At 31.7% G+C, this 22,916-nt stretch carries 20 protein-coding genes; 2 read left to right on the forward strand and 18 right to left on the reverse strand.

All coding sequences use genetic code 11. From position 1 onward, the window contains the following. Nucleotides 1-2: 2 nt before the first annotated feature. From NMK29_RS06850 to NMK29_RS06915, 14 genes are all read right to left on the reverse strand, one after another. Nucleotides 3-5,432, reverse strand: coding sequence for a hypothetical protein (locus tag NMK29_RS06850; protein WP_159092194.1), 5,430 nt, complete (start codon nt 5,430-5,432; stop codon nt 3-5). Between the two features lie 151 nt (nt 5,433-5,583). After that, a complete protein-coding gene (locus NMK29_RS06855; RefSeq protein ID WP_234424254.1) occupies nt 5,584-6,288 on the reverse strand; it encodes a hypothetical protein in 705 nt (234 codons plus the stop codon). After that, entirely contained in the window at nt 6,285-6,638 is a 354-nt protein-coding gene (locus NMK29_RS06860) for a four helix bundle protein (protein ID WP_108803174.1), read from the reverse strand. Before NMK29_RS06860 ends, NMK29_RS06855 begins: the two co-directional genes overlap by 4 nt. 155 nt (nt 6,639-6,793) lie before the next feature. Further along, nucleotides 6,794-7,327, reverse strand: a complete 534-nt coding sequence (locus tag NMK29_RS06865) for an OmpH family outer membrane protein (RefSeq protein ID WP_108803175.1) — start codon at nt 7,325-7,327, stop codon at nt 6,794-6,796. A gap of 150 nt (nt 7,328-7,477) precedes the next feature. Further along, on the reverse strand, nt 7,478-8,860 hold the full coding sequence (locus NMK29_RS06870) for a tail fiber protein (protein ID WP_254097185.1): 1,383 nt from the start codon (nt 8,858-8,860) through the stop codon (nt 7,478-7,480). A 3-nt stretch (nt 8,861-8,863) separates the two neighbouring features. Then, on the reverse strand, nt 8,864-10,018 hold the full coding sequence (locus NMK29_RS06875) for a tail fiber protein (RefSeq protein WP_254097187.1): 1,155 nt from the start codon (nt 10,016-10,018) through the stop codon (nt 8,864-8,866). 439 nt (nt 10,019-10,457) lie between these two features. Beyond that, nucleotides 10,458-11,234 carry a formyltransferase family protein gene (locus tag NMK29_RS06880; RefSeq protein WP_027391079.1) on the reverse strand — a complete coding sequence of 259 codons (777 nt, stop codon included), beginning with the start codon at nt 11,232-11,234 and terminating at the stop codon, nt 10,458-10,460. Beyond that, nucleotides 11,212-12,120, reverse strand: coding sequence for a ChbG/HpnK family deacetylase (locus NMK29_RS06885; RefSeq protein ID WP_108804568.1), 909 nt, complete (start codon nt 12,118-12,120; stop codon nt 11,212-11,214). The genes NMK29_RS06880 and NMK29_RS06885 overlap by 23 nt, the downstream gene beginning before the upstream one ends. A 160-nt stretch (nt 12,121-12,280) precedes the next feature. After that, on the reverse strand, nt 12,281-12,799 hold the full coding sequence (locus tag NMK29_RS06890; RefSeq protein ID WP_108804567.1) for a hypothetical protein: 519 nt from the start codon (nt 12,797-12,799) through the stop codon (nt 12,281-12,283). Further along, nucleotides 12,783-13,991: a hypothetical protein gene (locus NMK29_RS06895; RefSeq protein WP_108804566.1), complete on the reverse strand. Its 1,209-nt coding sequence runs from the start codon at nt 13,989-13,991 to the stop codon at nt 12,783-12,785. Before NMK29_RS06895 ends, NMK29_RS06890 begins: the two co-directional genes overlap by 17 nt. Further along, nucleotides 13,991-16,228 (reverse strand): type II secretion system protein GspD, encoded by a 2,238-nt coding sequence (locus tag NMK29_RS06900; protein ID WP_108804603.1) that lies wholly within the window; start codon nt 16,226-16,228, stop codon nt 13,991-13,993. Before NMK29_RS06900 ends, NMK29_RS06895 begins: the two co-directional genes overlap by 1 nt. Nucleotides 16,229-16,232: 4 nt before the next feature. Further along, a complete protein-coding gene (locus tag NMK29_RS06905; protein WP_027391084.1) occupies nt 16,233-17,648 on the reverse strand; it encodes a GspE/PulE family protein in 1,416 nt (471 codons plus the stop codon). After that, nucleotides 17,648-18,130: a hypothetical protein gene (locus NMK29_RS06910; RefSeq protein ID WP_027391085.1), complete on the reverse strand. Its 483-nt coding sequence runs from the start codon at nt 18,128-18,130 to the stop codon at nt 17,648-17,650. The genes NMK29_RS06905 and NMK29_RS06910 overlap by 1 nt, the downstream gene beginning before the upstream one ends. Continuing rightward, nucleotides 18,130-18,537, reverse strand: a complete 408-nt coding sequence (locus tag NMK29_RS06915; protein ID WP_027391086.1) for a prepilin-type N-terminal cleavage/methylation domain-containing protein — start codon at nt 18,535-18,537, stop codon at nt 18,130-18,132. Before NMK29_RS06915 ends, NMK29_RS06910 begins: the two co-directional genes overlap by 1 nt. Nucleotides 18,538-18,800: 263 nt before the next feature. On the opposite strand from NMK29_RS06915, the gene NMK29_RS23770 reads away from it, so the two are divergent. Next, the gene (locus NMK29_RS23770; protein ID WP_255411813.1) at nt 18,801-18,935 is read left to right on the forward strand and encodes a hypothetical protein; all 135 of its coding nucleotides are present in this window, start codon (nt 18,801-18,803) and stop codon (nt 18,933-18,935) included. A 68-nt stretch (nt 18,936-19,003) separates the two neighbouring features. On the opposite strand, the gene NMK29_RS06920 is transcribed toward NMK29_RS23770, so the two are convergent. The 4 genes from NMK29_RS06920 to NMK29_RS06935 all read right to left on the reverse strand — a co-directional run bounded on the left by NMK29_RS06920 (nt 19,004) and on the right by NMK29_RS06935 (nt 21,348). Next, nucleotides 19,004-19,198: a hypothetical protein gene (locus NMK29_RS06920; protein WP_108804565.1), complete on the reverse strand. Its 195-nt coding sequence runs from the start codon at nt 19,196-19,198 to the stop codon at nt 19,004-19,006. A gap of 144 nt (nt 19,199-19,342) precedes the next feature. Beyond that, nucleotides 19,343-19,888: an RsmD family RNA methyltransferase gene (locus NMK29_RS06925; protein WP_108804564.1), complete on the reverse strand. Its 546-nt coding sequence runs from the start codon at nt 19,886-19,888 to the stop codon at nt 19,343-19,345. Between the two features lies 1 nt (nt 19,889). Then, nucleotides 19,890-20,720 (reverse strand): DUF3822 family protein, encoded by an 831-nt coding sequence (locus tag NMK29_RS06930; RefSeq protein WP_108804563.1) that lies wholly within the window; start codon nt 20,718-20,720, stop codon nt 19,890-19,892. After that, complete coding sequence (locus NMK29_RS06935) at nt 20,695-21,348, reverse strand: hypothetical protein (protein WP_108804562.1); 654 nt, start codon at nt 21,346-21,348, stop codon at nt 20,695-20,697. Before NMK29_RS06935 ends, NMK29_RS06930 begins: the two co-directional genes overlap by 26 nt. Before the next feature lie 136 nt (nt 21,349-21,484). Between NMK29_RS06935 and NMK29_RS06940 the strand changes: the two genes are divergently transcribed. Beyond that, entirely contained in the window at nt 21,485-22,912 is a 1,428-nt protein-coding gene (locus tag NMK29_RS06940; protein ID WP_108804602.1) for an ATP-dependent RecD-like DNA helicase, read from the forward strand. Nucleotides 22,913-22,916: the final 4 nt, after the last annotated feature.

Here is a 22,916-nt window from a genome sequence, read left to right on the forward strand (position 1 = left end):
ATTTATTGTTGAATAATATCTATAGGGTCATCATCATCTCCAATTCCACAATTCCCTCTTTGATGATTTCCGGTACTCTCTTTAGTAGCCCCAGAATTTTTATCACGTACCTGACATTTGTAATAGCGTCTTCCTGTAGATGTACAATTGGTAGTCAAACTTCTAGTATTAGAGGATGTCCAACTCCCATAACTTAAATTAGAGGAGCTAGTACCAATCGCAAATCGATATTCATACTCATAACTACCTCCATTTGCAGTTGCGGTAAGTGTTGTCGTAGATGTATTAGCATTACCAATACCAAGACTTAGTGAAAGTGCATTAGGGTTGGTGGTGTCATTACTTGTAGGATTCCCATAATTATAGTTGATTTCTTTATTCAACTTAAATCCTCCAGTAATTTCTTGAGTATCCATTACTTCGCTATAAGTTTTATGTAGTCTACCAGCATCATCATATTCGTATTTAGTAGCTAAGTTGTTAGCTCCGATGATATAGGTAAGTTCATCCCATTCATTATATACATAACTACTCATTGAAGAAGCGATAGGTACTAATCTAAAATCATCATAGATAACAGTTCCAGAAGTTGTATACACATATATTTCTTGATTTGCACCAATATCATTTGTGTAAAAGTTTAATTGTACCCAATCTCCTGCAGGAATTACTTCTGCAGGATGATATGCAATTGTAGTGCTACCTGCTTTTAATTTGGTATTGGTATAATTCGTATTACTTCCTTTATAAGCCCAAACAGAAACTTTATAATTTCCAGCTTTAGGAGTAACAGCAAATGCCTTTACATTAGCAGACACTTGTATGGCTTTAGATCCTGTATGATAGGTATCCGATAGGGTAGCGGTACTTCCTTTATACACTTCTCCACTAAAGTAATTTGTATTATCTATCAAGTCTTCTGCTCCAGAATAATACATTTCTGTATATCCAGCATTTGCTACTGCAAATACTTTGGAGTTATCATCTCCCATTTTGGTACTTGCTTTATTCTCATTAATATCAATAGATTCTAAAGGCATTGAGTAATGATCGTATAGACTTACTGTAGATGTTTTGATCCATTTAGCATTGGATTGATTATCAGGATCAGACCAATTAAAGTTATCATCATCACCAGTATATCCAGTATATGCTCCGTCTTCATCAACTTCACCTTTCCAGGCAAAGGTTTGATGTTTACGCCAGATCTTTTCTGCATCATTGGTTGGAGTAGTAGTGGAACCATTATAATTTCGATAGGTCCAATCATTGTTCCAGGTATTGATGTTTGCGTTAATTGTTTTCCAACCGTTACCTATTCTGATTTGAGTACGTGTTGCTGCAGTTTGGGTAAGCATATTTTTATGAGTAGGATTATCTGCTTTAGAACCCATACCATAATTTACATTCCAAGCACCGGAGTATTCAGGAATTGTGAAAGCAGGTGTTGTGTAGGTTCTGATTTTATTGTTTTGTGCATCTGATGTTTCTTGCATTAATGATTTACCTGATACAGAATTAAAAATGTTAAATGTAGTATTGTAAACATTTCCTTGATTGTACTCAGAAGTACTACGAAGAAGACTTGGGAATTTAATTCTAGTGGATGAAGTGATAATCCATTTGTCCTGCTTTTCAATATCATCGTAATCAATTTCTTTATAAGATTGATATGATTCTTGAGATACCCCCATTCTATTAGGCGATTGAAAAATATTAAAATATTCATTAACTGATTTTGATAGTATGTGTCCTTCATTATTATATGATACTGTTTCCAATAATTGACCAATTGTTGACAAATTATCTCTCACAGTATACTCACCAATCAATACTTCTTTATTTTGTCCTGAATTATTAATTACTCTATTAGATTTTCTAATTTCATAAAAATCTCCAAACTTAATTTCATTTTCTGTTTTGGCTTTTGGTACATTAAATTTGTATCTAACTTTGCTCGTAGAGTTCCCTTGACCATTTTTAAATTCAGTAGTTACATATTCATACATTACTTTAGGAGCAGGTAACTCTGCAGAGTATGGTATCTCTTTTTCAAGATATGGAGCAAAAGGAAGGTAACTTACATAACCCGATGGTTGTTCCTCGTAGTTATAATTGTAAGATGTAATATAAGAGTTTATTCCATCTGAAATTTCTATTTCTTTAACTCTAGGACCAGCCTCTTTGTTATTATAGCCTGAAGAGATAATATCTAGATAACAATAATTTCTACTTCTTTCATTAGGATCTTGAATCATTTCTCCCCATTCAGATTCTAGATCAGTTTCTAAAACGAATTCTTTAGCTGATACTTTTTCTATAACTGTTCCTTTACCTATATAGTTTACTGCAGGAGAGCCAAAATGAACTTGAAATTTAATGTCGACCTTATCTTGTAATTGGATATTATCATATGAATTAACAGTTTTCAATCTAAACCTGAGATATCCTTTGTCATATATAGGGTATGAGTAATTACTATTTGGACTTATAAACTCATTTTCATTATGTTCAATAATGATTTCGTTTTCGCCTTCTCCTTCAAGTCTCAATCCATTAATTAAATTAGTTCCATTTGAATTAGAGTTAGACACTAACTGGGGATTTACAGCTGATGAATATTCTGCTCCGAACAAAGTGTTTTTATGTAAAGGATAGTATTCGTGGTCTTCATAGGTAACGTTTATCGTTCCTCCTTCAGGCGTAGTTATTTTATTTAATGACCATTGATCGGTATTAGTTTTATGATATCCCCAAGCCCCTTGAGCTTCTTTGTCATAAGTATAATTACTATCCTTATAATCAAATTTATAAGGAGGTAAACTTGATAAGTTCTTTTTTCCATTAAAATATACTTTGTCCAAGGTTAACCTTCCTAATCCTGCTGCTTGAGTATTGGGAGCGTTTTTCACTAAAGATTGAGCTGGATCTGAATAATTAAAGTTGATAGTTTTGATAGCGCTTTCTAAAATTATTTCGGGATCAACGTCTACTGAATTTAAAACATATTCATAAGAATTGTATGAGGCTGATTCATCTTCTTTTACTGATTGGTTATATTTAATATTAATATAATCACTAGTCTGAATTTCATTCGTTCCATGAGTGGTAATTCCATTAGCATCTTTATTCTTTAAAAGAACAATCTTATCTAATTTTAATTGTCTTTGAGATGGTATGCTAAATTTGGGAGTATAATTATTTGATGTTTGAGCAATATCATCAGTATGGTTAGCAGATGAGTAATCCCAAGATACAGATTTAGCATCGTTTCTAGTTGATTTTATAAATAACGCTGAATGTGTTCTAGTTTTTATTTTATTTAAGTAGAATATTTGTTTTCTTCCTTTTATCCATGTTTTCATATTTGAATCAGAACTTTCAATATATTCTCTATCAAAAGGAGCCTTCCATACAAAAGCGTCAGACCATTTGCCATATTCAAAACTTGTCCAGTATCCTAGGTCTCCTTCATTTGCTATACCATCACCATTATCAATATAATCAGGACCTGTAACTGCCGTTAGCAACCAGTGAGTAGCATATGCTTCTAATTGACGTTTCTCCATATATGCTTGGCTTTCATTGGGTCTTTGATCAATATGTCCAAATGATCTTGTTATTATTTCATGATTATAAACTGGAAGTGAATAATGGTAGGTTTTACCATCTGCTGAGGTAATTTTAAAGGCACCTATTCCTTCTAGGGGTTTATTGTTTCTGGAAAACCCAATGCCAATAGGCTTTAAGAATCCCCTATCTTTAATTAGCTCATAGTCATTTATTATTTGGTCATTAGTGAAATGCTCAATATAATTCGATTTAGCTTTTCTTATTTCACCACCATAATAACCATCAGAAATATTATGTTGTCTTATCGTAGAATTATTATTATTGTAGTTAAAAGGTATCGGAGGGACTTCTATATAAGTACTTATTTCATTTTCAAAATAAAAAATTGGATTACCTCTGAATCTAAATCCTATAGGTTCGATGAAAGTATCGTGATCAGTATATTTTGTTTTAAAACCGTTATTACTTCGTTTGTCAGACAAACCAAATAAACCTCCATTATCAAATTGTTTAGCAGAAATACTTCCAGATAGACCTTGCGCTTGCACATTATATTTGTCATATGCAGGAAATACAGGATTATTTAGATCAATTTTAGTTTTATCATTTATATTATTATCATTTAAGGATATTTCGTAAATATCCATGAATGCAGATAAGCTAGCTTCTGTAACGGTGCATTCACAAGAACTACAGGAACCATAAGAAGCAAGTATATCATCTCTCTGATCAGTAGTAGCTACAACACCGTTGTAAGTTTGAAAAAAACCATCTGCAGTAGAACAATAAATTTGATAACCGGATTTGCTAGAAATATCTTCACTAAAATTTAAAGGACCGGTAACAAAATTATACTCATTTTTACCTAGTTTGTATTCAAATTTTTGCTTTCCAAAAGATAGGCTAAATACCCCAACCGGCGTAGGTACAACAATTGGTATATTATAACCTGATGATTTAGACGAATAATCGCCACTACTAATAGCATTATTGAACGCTACATTAATACCTATTCCAATTCCTCCAGCACTTATACTTCCTCCTGAAGAATTAACGTTAAAACCTACACTGTTTGCATTAGCACTTAATCCAACTCCTGAGGATGATAAATTAAAACCTAAAGAATAACTATTTCCTGTTCTAGAATTTTTTGAGAAAGCAAAACCATATGCACCATCACTCGAACCGCTAACTTGGAACCCTGATCCATTACTGTTAAAACCAACAGAACCTCCTACAGTACCATCAGAATTTGCAGATAATCCTACAGAGAGGCCTCCTGGAGTTGTATATCCCAAACCAATAGAGCCTCCATCTGTTCCTGTTCTGGCATTTACTCCTAAACCACCGACCCCAAATCCTGCGCTCACAAAACCTCCTAAACTTCTATTACTTCCCCAAGAAAAACCTACACCTACAGAAACTCCATAAGAATAGTTAACGGATAGGGAATAAATGCTTTCTTGTCCTCCTTCGTCATAAAAATACTCTGATAATAAAGAAGAATTGTAATCATCAGGGTATCCATTTAATGAACGATTAATAGCTCCAGGGTTTAGAGACCATCCTAACCCTACCCAAGATGCTTCTTGATCCATAGCAATTCCTGCATGGTATGATAGTGCTAGTGGATAACCGCCTTCTGGACTGGGTACATTTAACAATGGCAGCACATATGACATATCTCCTGTAAGAAGATTTACCATGTCAGTAGCATCTACGGGTTCAAAAGCACCAGCTTCTGGAGCGTTTGGTCCTTGTGCCGATATATTATGAGTACATAGAAGAAATGAGCAAATAATACTCATAAGTACATATTTATGTGTCATTCTTAATAGTTTTGTTTTATATTTCTTCATCAGTTTTGTGATTTGATGTTTTACTTTTTTTGTTTTTTCCTTTGACAAGCTCAGGATAATTAGTGTCCGATGTCCGATGTTTGTTGTCTACCCTTCGACAGGCTCAGGGTGATAAATATTATCTTCCGACCTCTGTCTTCAAGCATCTTACTCATTCAAACTTCAATTTTAATTCGTCTTTAAATATTTTTGTTGGGATCTTAAATTTTACTTCACCTGTATAAAAACCAAGGTCCTCAATACTAAGTGTCATATGCTCTGCATTTGTTACCATAGTTTCTTTAGGATATACTAACAAAATAGTAGTAGCGCCACTCATTCCATACATTCTAGGGTAGATATAATCTGCCATTGCTATAGTGTCTTTTTGTGGTGTGTAGAAATGAATTTTTTGTTCCATCCCAAAAGCTAGTTGATTTACCATAGCTCCAAATTGTTGTTTATTACCCGCTACATTGCTTAGTAATTCCTGATTGTTTTTAGCCATAGATAAATTGAAATACAAGTATTGATCATATTTACTTCGTAAACTATCAATTTTTTTAGCAGAGACCTGACCACTTAATTCTTGATCTACTAATAAATCTGTTGGTTTATACACAATGGAGAAATCCACTCCGTTTACTGTTTTGGTGTGGATATATTTATTCTCTGGATTATTGAGATAGTTCCATAATTCTTCTTTAGTGTTAAAAGTAGTGTTCGAACACGAAGCTATGATTAAAGCTATCGCTAACATGCATACTAATCTTTTGGGTTTGTATGTCCGATGTCGAGTGTCCGAGGCCCAATGTTTGATGTCGTCTGTCTGATGTCCGATGTCCGAGGGCGAATGTTTATAGTTTAACTTAATCATTTTATACTTTTTTTAAACGCTGTCATCATATTCATTAATTCGTAGCTATCAGCATAATACTTTTCAAATTCATCTTTATTGATGTATTTTCTTCTTTCAGCTTTATGTAAACATGTTACTACCTCTGCTAAAGATCGTATCGAGTATCCCATAAACCTTTTGAATTCCGGATTGGTTTGTCCAATAGATCCTTCAGAAATATTTAAGGCAACTGAATCTATTGCTCTTATCATTTGAGAAGTAAGATTGTACATTTCTGTTTTAGGAAAGGACTTCGCAACTTTGTTTAGTTCTTCGCCCATATCCATTGCTTTTTGCCAAATCCTTAATTCTTCAAATTTAAATTTCATGGTTTGTTTTTTTAAAAGTCGGATGTCGGATGTCCGATGTCTGATGTCCGATGTCTGATGTCAGGAGTTGGATGTCAGGAGTTGGATGTTGGGTGTCCGAGGTTTTTGTTTGACTCTTGGCCTCTGACTTCTAGCACCCGACTCCTGACTGCTAACTATTTCCCTTCAAATTCAGCATTTAATTCTTCTAATACTTTATCTGTTAAGTCAGCAGACTCTTCTCCATACATAATGGTTCCGCTACCGGTTGCTCCAAAAATTACTTTGTATCCATTCTTTTTACCATACTCTTTTACGAAATCATTGATATCGTTGATCACAGTTTGTGTTACTTTCTTATCTTCCTCTTGTAATTGCTTTTGTACGGCTTGTTGGTAATTGTTAATCTGTTGTTGTTTATTACCTAGCAACTGTTGTTTTAACTCTAGTTCTTTTTTACTAAGACCACTGCGTTCTTTTTCGTAAGTTTTTAATTCGTTTTGCCAATCAGCTAATAAGCTATCAACATTTGATTTCATTGTTTTTGCTTTCTCATCAAATTCTGCTTTTACAATTTTGGTTCTTTTATAACCATCTAATAGTTTATTGACATCTACATATACAAGATCAGAAGAAGATTGTAAGTAGAAAAAAGAGGCTATAGATGCTACTAATGCGATTAAGGCGATGGGTAATGCTATTTTGTTCATTTTTTTGTTTTTTATGTCTGATGTCGGAGGTTTTGATGTCCGATGTTTATTTTTATTTAGGGTTTTGTTTTTAAGCCGGAAGTCCGAGGTCCGGTGTCAGAGGTTTATTGAAGCAAAGCTTTATATTTCATTTCCTGACCTCAAACTTTATTATTCTTTAGTTATTAATTTTTCTAGTTTTTCTAATCGAGCTTCGAGCTCTTTATTTTTAGTTTCTAAAGTCTGAATTCGAGTGTCGGATATCAGAAGTTTATTGTTTGCTTCTTTGAGTTGTTTTTCCTGTGCAATTGTATAGAGTGTTAACTCTTCTATTTTTTCTAATAGATTAAGATTCATTTGTTTTAGCTCGATACCATTTTGCTCCATTTCTGCCGCAGAAGGAATATTTGGTAAGTGTCCTTGATCCTTAATATAAGCTTCTACCTCATTAATAGTTTTTAGATCGTAATCTTCTAAAAACACATAATCAGGTGCGACAGCTCCGTTAAGGTCTACTTTTACTTCTTGTGTATGAATGTTTCCTTTTACGGTTAGTTTGGCGTCTGGAGTGTTGGTTCCTATTCCAATATTTCCATTAAACATATTTGCAAACATAAACGAGGTGCTAAGAAGTTCACTATTTGTGTATTCTAATTTGGTACCAGGACGTTCTCGCAGAAAATAAGTGCCTTCATCCTGGTAGATAATACCACCAATATCATTATATGTTCCTCCAGGGCGAACCCACTTTTTAGTATCCTGATTCCATTTAGCAGGTCCATAAGCCCCAGTAAGCCAATCATCTCTTAACCAACTGTTATCTGCAGATGCTAATGTGAGTCCAATTGTCGTTTTTCTGAATTGCACTCCGCTGGAAACGTGTAATTTAGTCCCATTAGCTGGAGTTGCCACACCAATACCTAATGCTCCCTCGATATATTGATTACCTACACTGTGGACTAGTCTTGCCCAGGTTCCGGTACCTTCTTTGTTTGTGCTTCTGAAATACATTTTGGGATGTACGGAGTTATTTTTAATTAGTAATTGACCGTTATATTTGTAATCGGAATTGTTACTACTATGATTCATATTGATCCCCCAAAACCATTGGTTAGGCTCAGGTGCATTAATTGCATTATAACTTTCATAAAAACCGCTTTGCCATAAAGTATTCCAGTCAGTGGCTCTATTAGGATCAAGAAGTATTAATTTGTTACTTTTGATGGTTCCTGTAACATCAAGTTTTTCTGAGGGATTAGAATTACCAATACCTACAGAACCTCCTTGAGTATTTAAATAGGTGTTTCCTTTGCTGTAATGATTAATGTATGTCGCATTTCCATCTTTTGAATCTAAATGCAAATTTCCATTGGTCGCTACTACTGAGGCTTTAGTAGTACCTCTTCCATTACCCCCAACTTTCAAATATTCTCCCCAATTCGTATTAGGACCATAGTAATGATATCCGTTGCCCGTTATAGGAACTGATTGAGCATTAAGGTTATATGAAAATCCAATAGCTACAAAAGTGAATATGATATTTTTTATTTTCATTTTTTATTTTCCTTTTAATAATAATTCTATTTTTTCCTCAAGAGTTTTGATTTTAACATCTCTGCTTTCTAACTCTTTAATTCTTTTCTCTTGGGCAATCGTATATAGTGTTAACTCTTCTATTTTTTCTAATAGATTAAGATTCATTTGTTTTAGCTCGATACCATTTTGCTCCATTTCTGCCGCAGAAGGAATATTTGGTAAGTGCCCTTGATCCTGAATATAGGCTTCTACCTCATTAATAGTTTTTAGATCATAATCTTCTAAAAACACATAATCAGGAGCCACGGCTCCGTTAAGATCTACTTTTACTTCTTGCGTATGAATGTTTCCTTTTACGGTTAGTTTGGCGTCTGGGTTTGTGGTTCCTATTCCAACATTTCCTTGTTTGTTGTAATAGATGTTGTTATTATTTTTTAACCATACTCCACTTATATCATTTCCATTGGTATTGTCATTTATATTGGTTGAAATTAATTGCTCTATTGTTGGTTCGTTGCCATTTACTTCTTCTATTCTTGGGCCATAAAAATATTGTCGATCATTTACGTTAGAGTCATAAAATAGATATGCTCTATTAACTAATTTATCTGCTCCAATTTTAAACTTGAAATCCTCTCTTGTATTCATTAGTTTAGTCCCGTGTATATCGTAGATACCTCCTAAGCTAGTGGTTGAATTATACCCGCTATGATGTACATAACCCACTAATAAATACCATTGATTAAGGTCTGGTAAATCCCCATACCAGAGGTAGGCATTTCCAACCGCAGCTCCATTTAGATTTAAAGTACTATGAGCAAAATTACCATCTCTAGTATATGTTCCAAAATAAGTGGTTCCGCTAACCGAATTTGTTTTTTTTATCCAAACCGTTAAGCGATATGTTTTTGTATGGTCTATATTAACATATTTAGAATCAAAACCTCCATCACCATCTGAACCACTTGTACCATCAGGAATAGCCTTCCACAGAATAGCTTGATCACCATATGGTCCTGTACCTAATTCCATACTATTTTCCATATCGGATCCTTTATTTACATAGCCTTGTGGAACGCCAGAACCAGCTTGCCAGGTAGAATTGTCTAAGAAGTTTTGGGAGAAGGTGAAATTGTAAATAAATAATATAAAAACAGTGATTAGTGTTTTTTTCATAATAATATTTGTGTATTTATTTTTATTAAATAAGCTAATTTGGAAATTATTACTATATAAGTTTATCTTAATAATAAGTTGTTCTTTTAAGGCTAAAAAAGAAGGCGCAAATATAATTGTTTGTGGTATAACCGTAAGGGGATTTTTACGTTTGTTAATAAATGTTTAAAATTGTTAAAAACTGATAGTTGTTAATGAATATTTTACATTTGTTTTTCCCTTCTAAACTTAATTTCTTACCCTTCAATTTTATCCGTTACTTTCTTTTTATATAGTTAAGTGTCGTTTGTAAGAAATATGTTACCATAGAAATTTGATTTTTTTTGGATTTTAAAAAAAACAGGGTAAAGTTTAAATAAAAAGTGTCAATATTTATTAGAGAAAAAAACAGATCTAATAAAGATAACTAAGGGATAGATTTAAGAATGGACGGTATATACTATATAAAATTCTTTTTTCTTTTTCTTAGTTCTTTCCAATGAGTTTTTTTTGGGAAACTAAAGTAGGAAGGTGTGTAGGTATTATGAATTGGATGTATTTCATTTTTTTCAATTTTATGAATCGCTTGCAAAACTACTTCAGCACTATGTTTAAAACATTTTTGATATAGTCGATCAATAGTATCGTCATTCTCTACACGTATTATTTTTTGACCTAAAAGAATTCCTTTGTCGATTTTTTTCTCCATAGTATGACAAGAAACACCAACACTACTTTCTCCTTTTCTAATCGCTTGAAAAACAGGCCAAAGACCACCGAATGATGGTAGAAGAGCACTATGCCTATTAATACAATATTTAGGTATGTTTAACAACTCATTTCCAAAAATCAAAGGGTTGGAACTAATGATTATATCTGGTTTATAAGCTCTTATTCTATTTAAGTTTTCTTCAGTGTTTATATCGTATTTCACCTTGAAATAGTCTATATTAAAACAATCAAAAACTTTTTTCACACTATAAAATGAACCTTCGGGAGAGGTTCTCAAAAACATGTTCTTAAATAAAAGATAGGCTTTTTTTACAGATAATTTAAATAATTCTAACGGAGTTAACAAATACCAATTTTTGATCATATATCTTTCAATGTCACTTTTTGGTAATGCTTTAGTAACCAAAATGGCACCAACTATATCATGATTAGTTTTTCTTATCAAATCAGCAACAAAATCCGGTTGATAAAAACAGGTTTCACTAATTATTAAAAATAACCTCATATTTCTGAATTAAACTTTTAAAATTATCATCTTTGATTACTTGGGATTCATTCTTTCTTTCTATTGAGGAGTAATATTGGAGAAAAGCATTTTTCTTTGTCCAATCAATACTTTCTTTATTTTTCACTCCCCCTGGATGAAATAATATATCTATGGATTTTGGTTTTTGTTTTCTTTGTATGCTAGATAATGCAGAATCAACATCTTTGTAGGACATTCTTCCAGTGGATAGTACCCCTACAAAGAAATCGTTCGTTTTTATACCAAGTTCTTTGGCCCTTCTAATGTATTTTTTAGATAGATGATTTAGTAAAATATTCTTGATGAAATTTAATGCTAGATAGTTTTTCATTTTAGTAAAACCATAAAAATATTTTAGTTCCAACGGGTTGCGGATAAAATCAATTTTGTGTTTTTCATGCAATCCAAGCAAAGATTTAAAAATAAATGGTATCATATGGAAATGCATATGGCTATCTATCAATATTGGAGTATTGCTATTGATAGCATTTTTATACTTATCAATTTGATTATCTATTTCTGTTTTTATTTGCTCACTAATTTTTCTCTTTTTAGCTTTTGAAGCTAAGATATAGAAAAGCCAAAGTGACAAGAAAGAGTATTTAAATTCTCCAGATTTGTCTACAATAAGATTAACTTCTTCTTTGGAAGATATTGGTTTTCCTTCAACGAGATTTAAATGTAAACAGAGCCTTATTTTTTTAGGTATAGATGTATATTTCTCTATTCCATATTTAAAATTATTTGTATTACAAACTATACTAATGCTATTAACACTTCCCCTATTAATACAATCCAAAATATTATCAGTGATCTCGTTTCCTATGCCAAAATCATCTGCGTGAATATTAATAATTTTTTTCATTTTATTTAGAATGATTTTTAGGAAACGAACTTCCTTTTGCGGATTTTTTGTTGCAATTTAAGGAAAGCATTTTTAAAGAGTTGAGTGGGTTAAATTTATTTCTAATGAAATGCAGCAGTATAATAATTCTGAATAGATTTCCTTAAAATATTATATTTACTTAATGCACTCGTTGAAGTAAAATTTTACACTGCAAAAACCTATTTCCAGTCCTAAAGTTTTTCTTCTTTTCGAAATTAACACTTAAGATATTTCCAAAACTATAATTCTGTTCTAAAGCGTATACTACATGTATTAATGATTTGTAATCTCCTTGTAGCGTAAAATTATAAGTTGTAGTGGTTTTTTGAGAATCTTCGTCTATATACTTATGAGGCTTTTCAAAATTAATTATTTTAAAATTTGAATCACTTGATAATGTATTAAGTACTTTTAATATGTTGTTTTGTAATGAATTTCCCTCTACATTATTGTTTTTTAGGATCTCATCCAATTGTTTCTCTTTATTAGCTAAGGCAACTAACTGGGTAGGAGCAGATTCATAGATCTTCTTTTGATTTTCGAGTTTGGTCACCTCTTTATGTATCGCAAAGGTTTTTGCAAAGCCATATCTGTATGCAATAAACAGAACAAGCAATAGGCCTATGATTAATACTATGTTTTTATTTTTCTGTGTCATCAGTGAGGTTAATTGCTATTTCAAAAAGAGATATGTTTTTTTTATCTAAGCCATAATTCACAATGGTTACTTGATTAACAAAATATAAACTTTCAATTTTATTTATCCAATTCGTAAAGCTGGTTTTGTCAGAGGAATCTCCTGTAATTAATATAGTTTTGTTTTTTATAGTTAATGGCTTGTCATTACGTATCGTTTTTGCCAAGGGTTGATAGTTTAATGATTTTAGAATAACCGTACTTGGTTGTAATTGTGTAATTTGATCTACAAAATAGGAGCTTTTCGAGAAACCTGTAGTTATAATACTGTTTACGATACCTTCTTTGGTACTAACTATGGATTGTTGTTTTTCTATATTTTCTTTTTGCGTAGCATAGACTTGTTGTTCTTCTTGTAGATTTTGCAACGTTTTATACTTACTATTAAAAATAAAAAAATTGATTAATAATGAAATTAATAAAAAAACAATTCCATATTGCAGCGTTTTCTTAAAGAATTGAGTCTCTTTATAGGTACTAATTAGTTCTGTGTTTTTTTCTTCGATGTTACCAGTAATTATAGATTGATTGGTAACAGTGTATAAAATACTAGCAAATGGAAGTATATAGGTACTAGGGATTTTTAAGGTGTCAATTATGTATTCTTCTTTATCACAATTATCATTGTGGATAGAAAAAATTTCTTCACTACTACTTTTGATACTAGAATTATGCGTTAATAATGTAGCGTCTTTAAAATAAGACAATAATGAGGATACTTTAAAACTTCCTAAATCAACAGTAGTTATAAGTATATTGACTTTTTTATATTGGTCAATAATTGCATGAACGTATTCTTTTCTGCATATAGCAACGAATGATTTCTGACTGGTTTTTAAGATTTGATAGTAAAAATCATTTATATCTAAATTTGGATAAGCTTCTGCAAGAATTTCTTGATCCGTACCTATAGTGTTTACTTCTTTGTTCAGTACATTACTATCCGTAATTATTAAATTTGCTTTTATCGAAGATTTAATATGGTCTGAAATGTTAACCAGATCATTTACATTAAAATATTGAGTTACATCTAATTCTTCATTTTTTTGCGTTACTTTAATTCCAAGAATAACAGGAACGTTTTCTTGTTCAGAATGTTCGAAAGCGAAAAAACTCTTCTTTATAGGGTTATATTTTTTAAATGATGTTCCCATTAATAAAACACTGTTGGTTTTATAATTACGTTTAATTTTTTCTTAGAGTCTTCTCTTCTCCTTTTACTAAATAACCATTTGATAATAGGTATGCGCGATAATAATGGTACTCCTGATCCAGAATCATTTTTTACTTTTTCTTCGATACCACCTAAAATGGCGACGTCATTTGCTTGCATCCTCATAATAGAAGAAAATCTCCTGCTATTAATATCTGGCGGAGCATCTTCGGCGATACGCTCGCCACTAAAGTTAGATTGTATAACCTGTATGTCTAGTGTTATCTGACCATCTCCAGATACAAAAGGCTTGAACTCTAATGCTAATTCTGCATCAATGGGTTGGTAATTTACTATCTCAGATGTTTGGGGATTTTGTGATCCAAAAATGTTTTGACTAGTAATAGCATAATAGGTAGTTTGACCACTAGATAGATAAGCTTTATGACCATTAAGAGTACTAAGTTTTGGTGTGGATAATATTTTTACATTACCATTCGATTCCATAGCTTTAATATCCATATAGAAATTGGGGACTACATTACCTAGATTTAATGAGCCAAATCCATCAAAACCTCCAATAATTCTATTGATTGTTTGTGCACCTAAAGTAATGTTGGCGCTAGGGAAGGTGACACCTTCTGCTGTGGTTGGTTCTTTTCCTAGACCGAATTCTACTCCTGTTTCTACAGTTGCACTTCTGCTAACCTCTAAAATCATAACTTCGATAAGAATAAGAGGTACAGGCTTATCAATATATTTTACAAAATTTTTAAATTTTTCTACTCGGGTACCCGATCCACTAACTACAAAACTATTGAGTTCTGTGTCTATTTTTATATCCAACCCTTCTATAACAGATGCTGGGAAAATATCTGAAATGGATCCAGCTTGTGCACTATTAGTAGTGTTGCTTGAATTATTTCTAGAAATTCCAGTGTTTAAAGTTCCTTGATTCCTATTGTTAGTTCTATTTTGATTAAAATTTGAGTTACCTTGATTTCCAAAAAAGTTAGTGCTTCCAGTGACAAAATTGTTATTTCCAAAACTATTTCCTCCGAATCCTCCAGCAGGATTTGCATCTCCTAACATTGCAATAGAACGATGCATCATTTGTACCATTTCTATTTTTTTAATGGTTAACTGATTCTCAGTCCCAAAGTAATAAACATTCCCTTCTTTTTTAAATGTAAAATTGGTCGATGTTGAAGTAGTGGCAGTATTTTGAAAACCGCCTTGTTGATTTTGATTGTTATTTCTATTCCCTTGATTATTTGATGAAGGATTTTTTAAAACCTCATTAGAATTACTTTCAAAAATCTTAATAAGTAAATCATCGAAACTAATCGCTTCTGCTTTTACCGTCACCTTACCAGCACTTTCTAATGGTGAGGCGGTAAAAATATTTAGTTTAAGATCTTCAGATACATTGTTAATAAGGTCAGCTACACTAGCGTTTCTTAAATCTACCGATAAAACCCTGTTTAAAGTGTCTACTATTTTATAATTAGTATTTCTTCTATTTCGTCTTGCTCTAGAAGCACTAGCTCCATTAGTTTCATTATTTAAACCGGGTATGCTTTCGAATTCATAAAACCCGTCTCTCGTTGTATTAAAATCTAAATCGTTTGTTTCTGCTAGTTTTTGTAATGCTACCTCTATCGGAACATTACTTAGGTATAAAGAAAGAGTCTTGGTGTTTAGATCGGGAGTGTAGAGTAAGTTTTTTCCAGAAAGTTCCGTTATTTTTCTAAATACTTTGGGTAAAGGATCATTTCTAAGATCAGTAGATAGAGTTCCTGCAGTCAAATCATAATTAATAATTACTTCTTTTTCTTTAGGCGCTTCCGTAGGAGGTGTGTATTTTTTTATTGATAATATATTTCCTGTAAATTCAATATCTAATTGATATTCTTTTGCTAAAAACAAAAGGAGATCTTTTACACTTACGTCATTAAATCCATTTATAATATTTATCGAGTTAAGTTCATCGGAGAGATTTAGATTAATCTTGTGGACCTGTGAAACTGCTCTTAGAAAATTAAGAAGTGTAGTGTTAGAGATGTTTATATTCACTTTTTCTCCTAATCCTGGAACTTCTACACTTAGTAAATCTATTTTGTTTTCTAGTGTGGCAATTCTCGTATTATCCTGAGATTGATTTTGAAATGTATCCTGAGCATACGATAGTATTCCAAAACTAAAAATAAGATATATCAATAGAATTTTTTTCTTCATAGTTTTAGTTGTTTGCCAGTAATGCATACACTTCTTCGGTAGAAGTTACGCCTTCCCTTACTAGGCGCAATGCATTTTTTTGTAGCGTATCAATATTTTGGGTTGCAATGTAGTCGTCAATTTGTAATTCGTTATGACGTATCGCAGTTTCTAATTCTTTAGTAATGGGTAGTAGTTCATAAATAGCTTTTCTACCTAAATATCCTGTTTGGTAACAATGATTGCAGCCAGTTGGGATAAAATGTGTTTTTATTTCTTCTGGAATATCAAATCCCAAAGGAAAATCTTTTGGTTCGGCTTTTTTTTCTTTTTTACAATGAATACACAGTTTTCGCACTAATCGTTGAGCAATACTCATGGTTAATGTACTAGCTAATAAGAAAGAAGGAACTTTCATGTCAATCAATCTCGAAATAGTAGCCCAAGCCGAATTAGTGTGTATTGTGGATAAAACTAAATGTCCAGTTAATGCAGCCTTTATAGCCATATTAGCTGTTTTATCATCTCTAATTTCTCCAACCATTATAATGTCTGGATCTTGACGCAGAAAAGCACGAAGTGCTGCTGGAAAATCAAATTCGATATCTTCTCTTAATTGTACTTGATTTACTCCTTCTAACGTGTATTCTATAGGATCTTCTATAGTTAAGATATTTGAGACTTCTTTATTTAATTCTTTTAAAGTAGCATATAGCGTAGTCGTTTTTCCAGAACCTGTAGGACCAGAAATTAGAATTATTCCTTGAGGTTTTTTTGTAGCTTCTCTATATAGTTGAAGTTCTTTTTTAGTAAAACCGAGATCATTTAGTTGTACATCTTGTGTGTCACGGTTTAATAAACGTAAAACAATTTTCTCTCCATATAAAGTCGGCATAGTCGAAACCCTAATATCAAATTCTTCATTTCCATTTTTAAATGTGATACGACCATCTTGTGCTAGTCTTTTTTGAGAAATATCTAATCCTGATTGTATTTTTATTTGATTAACCAGTTGAGGATATTCTTTGTTGCTAATCGTATACTGCTCCTTTAATTTACCATCTAGTCGCAATCGTACTCTACAGAATTTTTCATAAGGTTCCATATGAATATCACTACTTCCAAAATCTTTTGCAGTGGTTATTAACTTCTGTAAAAAGTTATCTTCATAATGCAATTTTTGATTAGAAGTAGTTGTTGTTTTTCTGTAGTTTAATGTTAAATAAGATTGTAAATTCTCTTCCGTTTCAGAAATAAGAACAACCTTCTGATTAAGGATTATTGAAAGCTCCTTTTTTAGGTTTTCAATGTCTTTAGAATCAGTTTTGAATTGTATACTACCATTTTCCTTTTGGAATGGAATTATTCTATAATGAAACGCTTGATTTGGAGTAATCAATTGTTTGATATCGACTGGTATTTCAAAAGAACCTATTTTCATTATAGTATATATAGATTAATTGAATTGGAGATCCAATTAAAAGAAAAAACTAAAACCAAAAATAATGACATGTAGCCTGCTAAAGGGATTGTATTATGTTTAGAATTCTTTTTTAGAATCATCCATAGTACTAAAGAGAAAATTATAGAAAACACAAATAATATTGTAAAACTTACCGTCGGAAATGCTATTGCAAATGCAAGAAAAAAGAAAGCATCTCCGATGCCAAATACTTCTTTAAAAAATGGACGTTTTATTTTCATTGCCGAATACATATAGAGTACTGTTATTATTGAAACTATTAATGAAGCATTTATTAAAATTGAATTTTGGAAATGAATGAATAATACATTGTTATAATGCAGAAAACCTAGAGAAATCAATAGACTCAAAAACAAAAACCAGTAAACTTCTCTATTAAGTAAGTCTTGCCAGGTTATATAACCAAGATTTAAAAGTATAAGTCCTTTCAAAATAAGCATTAATCTTTAGTGATTTGTTTAGGACTTCCGTTTTGATCAATTTCCCATACATTAAAAATGCCATCTCCGTCGAAATCAACTATGGCAGTTGCTCTAGCTTTAAAATTAGAAATAGAAGCTTCGATAATTTCGTAATTATAATTTGCTGTTCCTCCATTTTTAACTGTTGTTGGAGATTCGTAATTTATTTCATTAAAATCGTTAGAATATTTAGAATTGAGGTATCTATATTGGGTCTGCATATTGCTAATAGTTTTTAATTGTATTTTAGCCTCCTGAGCTTTTGTTTGAGCAATAAGAGGTAAAAAATTAGGCAGTGCTATTAACAATAAAATTCCTATAATTGCCAAAACCAAAAGCATTTCTTGTAAGTTGAAAGCTTTGATTTTGTGTGTCTTATACTTCATATATGTAGGCGTTAACTAATCTTCAGTTTTTAGGTCTGCAAAAATATACTTTTTTGATTTACTTAGAGGCTTGATATTCATAATATTGATGATTTATAAATACCAGACCTATATAATAGTGTCAGAAATCTATATTTTGTTACCATGAAAAAATAAAAAAAATGAATTATTTATTTAGTTACGGTAATTATAAGTAATTGTATATCTGTTAAATTCGTGTAAGTATTAGATATCTTTATCGACTTTATACAAAAATAATTGGTATGGATATTATTGACTACCTTCTGGGTAGGGGAGGTTTTGCAATACTGGCACTTGTAGTTGTGGTAGTGTTATTATATAATAAGATAAAGGCCAGAAGAGCATTCAGAGTTTCTCCAAAAAAGAAAAATAAATAAAAATAATAAGGATAAAAAAAGGAGTCAAACATATGGTAAGACTCCTAGGTGTTTTAAAAATAGTTACCTTAATTAAACAGACATACTTTATGTGCAGAAAAAGGACTGTATCTACAAGAAACATCTCCAGGTCCTAAAAATGGAGACATGTTCCAGCAGTCTGCATTGGAGTTGCATCTTCTTCCTGCAATGTTTCCGCCATTAATTTCTTTTTGTTGTTCTTTGTTTAAAGAAATTCCTAATTTTTTGATTTTGTTAATCATCGTGTGAAAAATTTAACTTGTTATATTATTTCAAGATAAATTCTTTAGTACTATGAATTGGAACTTTGTGGAAGTTCTACAAAATCATGTGGATCAAAGTAGTGTTTTAGTTAAAAGTATCTTTATGAATCTTATAATAAATTTTTAGGATTGCTCTTTTTCAAAAAAACTAAACACGGATCCTCCGTATTTGCGAGCGTTTCTAAAATTAGGAGCATCTTCTAGCGATGTATGTTTAGAATGTTCTATGATCAAAAGACCATCTACGTTAAGTAGATCATTAGTAAAAACTAATTCTGCAATTTTTGTAAACTGCTCCGTGTCGAAGTCATATGGAGGATCTGCAAAAATAATATCTGATTTCTTTTTTACTTTTTCTAGATAGCTATACACATCACTTTTAATGGTATCTATATCAAATTCTAGCTCCTTGGCAATACTTTTTATATAGCCCACACATCCATAATTAGCATCTACTGCAGTTATATTTTCAGAACCACGAGAAGCAAACTCATAACTGATGTTTCCTGTTCCAGCAAAAAGATCTAGTAAGGTTACCTGAGAAAACACATAATGATGATTTAGGATATTAAACAATCCTTCCTTAGCCATATCTGTTGTAGGTCTTACAGGTAGTTTTTTTGGTGCCTGTAATCTTTTTCCTTTATATTTTCCTGAAATAATTCGCATATCAAAAATGACTTAATAAAACAAAATGTTGGTGTGTATCTATAGAATCCATTGTTTCTGGTAGTTGTATGGTGTTATTTCTATTTCCAAAACTTACATTTCTTATATATTTATAAGCAATATTGTAACATGGACTGTCTTTAGAAATATCTCCAAGAAAAACCAGCTGAAACTCTTCGGGATTTAATCGCAATTGTTCTGCTGCAAACATTACATAATATAGAAAATCTTCATTGGTTTCATATATATATGAATTGCTCAGTACTAATTTTCCTTTGGTTACAACTACTAAATCGAAAGATGCAGAATTCATATTAGCAAAAACTCTGGTCGTTTCATTGTTTTTTTCTTTGGATAAAACACTATCCACTAATATTGAGGAAGAGTGCTTGTACGTAAATGATCCGAATGTTTCAAAAAAGAAATTGGTGATATTGGTGTAAGGAATATAAACAATTACTATTTCATGCTGATTAAGTTCATCATAGGCTATAAAATCATTTTCTAATACTTTAATGTTGTATTTTAAGTAATCTTTTAGCAATTCAGGATCAAATAAAGCTTTAGGTACGGCAGTATAAAGATCGTTTTCATAGATCACTTCTACAGTTTCAAAATCATATTTTAAATGTGTATTATGATCAAAAATATACTTGATTTTGTTTAAAACTTGCTCAGGAGATAAGCGTACACCAAAATTATCTTGCTCTAAAGCAACTATTTCGTTTTCAGAATTTACTGCACAAAAAGAAAGTCCATTCAGGCTCACCTGAATGGACAATGTATATTTTGTATTACCTGTGGTGTTACTCTTGTTTTGTATTTGAGTCATACGTTTTTGGCCAATTACCCGTGGTATTTACTTCTTGCATAGAACCTACTGATAAAAAAGGTCCATCAACACCTTCTACTGATACTACTTGCTTTTCTTGGAATAATAAATCCTTATCAAGATCGTGTAGTAAGATATCCTTTGCTACTCTTGCTTCGAAAACACTTACTCGTATTCCGTTTTTGTCGATAAATCCAGCATCAAGTTCGAATTTAGCATCTTTACCATCTACAGGAACATTCATCATTGTTTTGTATCGATCACTTCCTTTAAATAAAGAATCCTTAACAGAAGCATATCCAAGTGTATCAACTACAACAGTATCTCTTGGCTCATCAATTTGTAGGATTTTGTTGAATGCTACAAAACTAGAATCTCTACGCTGCGTTAATGTAAACTTAGCAGTATCTATAAAAGCAATTAATTTTGTTGGATCTTTTTCAAATTTACCAACTACCGTTTTATGGGCTAATTCTGCTTGTCGGATATCTCTAAGGTTTTCAATGGCTTTTGCATAACGCACCTTTTTAACTTTATTGAATCTTACAGGACCCATTACAGAATCGTATACCATGTATCCCAAGGCTGCGATAACTACCCATAGAACTAATTGAAGAACAATTTTCATTTTATAATTTAGCTTTTAGACATTAGTGTATACGCAAATCTACAATTTTTTTTTAATCGTAAAAGTTTATAGCCAAAAAATCATTACTATCTTTGATTTATTAACAGATTATGGATTTAAGGAATACAGATATTTCATGAGGGAAACAGAGTTTTATCAATTATTAAAAGATGATTTTCCTTTTGAACTGACTCTAAAACAGGATATTGTACTTCAGAAGCTTTCTACTTTTATTTTATCAAGTACGAAAGACTCACTTTTTTTATTAAAAGGGTATGCGGGAACAGGAAAAACAACTTTAATAGGAACTTTAGTAAAAAATCTATGGAAAGCGAAGTTAAGTTCTGTTTTATTAGCTCCTACGGGTCGAGCTGCAAAGGTGATTACTAATTATTCAGGAAGACATGCGCAAACCATTCATAGGAATATTTATTATCCTAAAAAGAACAGTAGTGGAGGACTTGCTTTTCAGTTAAAACAAAACAAAAATAGGAACACGATTTTTATCGTAGATGAAGCCTCTATGATCCCTGATACACCCAGCGATAGTAAGTTGTTTGAGAATGGCTCATTACTAGATGACCTAATGATGTATGTGTACTCTGGTCATAACTGTAAAGTTTTATTTATAGGAGATACAGCACAGTTACCGCCTGTAAAATTAGAAGTTAGTCCAGCACTAGATCCAGACACATTATCGATGGGATTTAATAAAGATGTGATACAAATAGAATTAGATGAAGTTGTGCGACAAGCCGAGAATAGCGGTGTTTTAATGAATGCGACCTCATTACGAGAATTGTTAAATGATGGTTTTTATGAATCTTTTCAGTTTGACGTACAAGGATATCCTGATATTATTAGATTGGTAGACGGGCACGATATTATGGACGCTTTAAATGATTCGTACGCAAGTTCCGGTCACGAAGAATCAGTTATTATATTAAGGTCTAATAAAAGAGCCAATATATATAACCAACAAATTAGATCCAGAATACTATTTCAAGAAGAGGAGCTTTCCGCTGGAGATTATTTAATGGTTGTAAAGAATAATTATTTTTGGTTGGATACTAAAAGCGAGGCAGGATTTATCGCGAATGGCGATATTATAAAAATACTTGAAATTTATGCAATAAAAGAATTGTATGGTTTTCGTTTTGCTGAAGTAAAAATTACCATGGTTGATTATCCTGATCAAAAACCATTAGAAACCGTGCTTATTTTGGATACATTAACTTCTGAAACACCTTCGTTGTCCTACGAAGACTCTAATAAGTTGTATCAGGAAGTAATGAAAGATTTTGAAGGAGAAAAGTCGAAGTATAAAAAGTTTTTAGGGGTTAAAAATAATAAGTTTTTTAATGGCTTGCAGGTTAAATTCTCTTACGCAATTACTTGTCACAAATCTCAGGGAGGACAATGGGATACGGTATTTATAGAACAGCCATATCTTCCTGATGGTGTTAATAAGGATTATCTACGATGGTTGTATACTGCGGTTACTAGAGCAAAAGAAAAATTGTATCTTATCGGGTTTAAAGACGATTTTTTTATCGAAAATTAATTTT

Source organism: Aquimarina sp. Aq107 (assembly GCF_943733665.1).
Classification (GTDB): Bacteria; Bacteroidota; Bacteroidia; order Flavobacteriales; family Flavobacteriaceae; genus Aquimarina.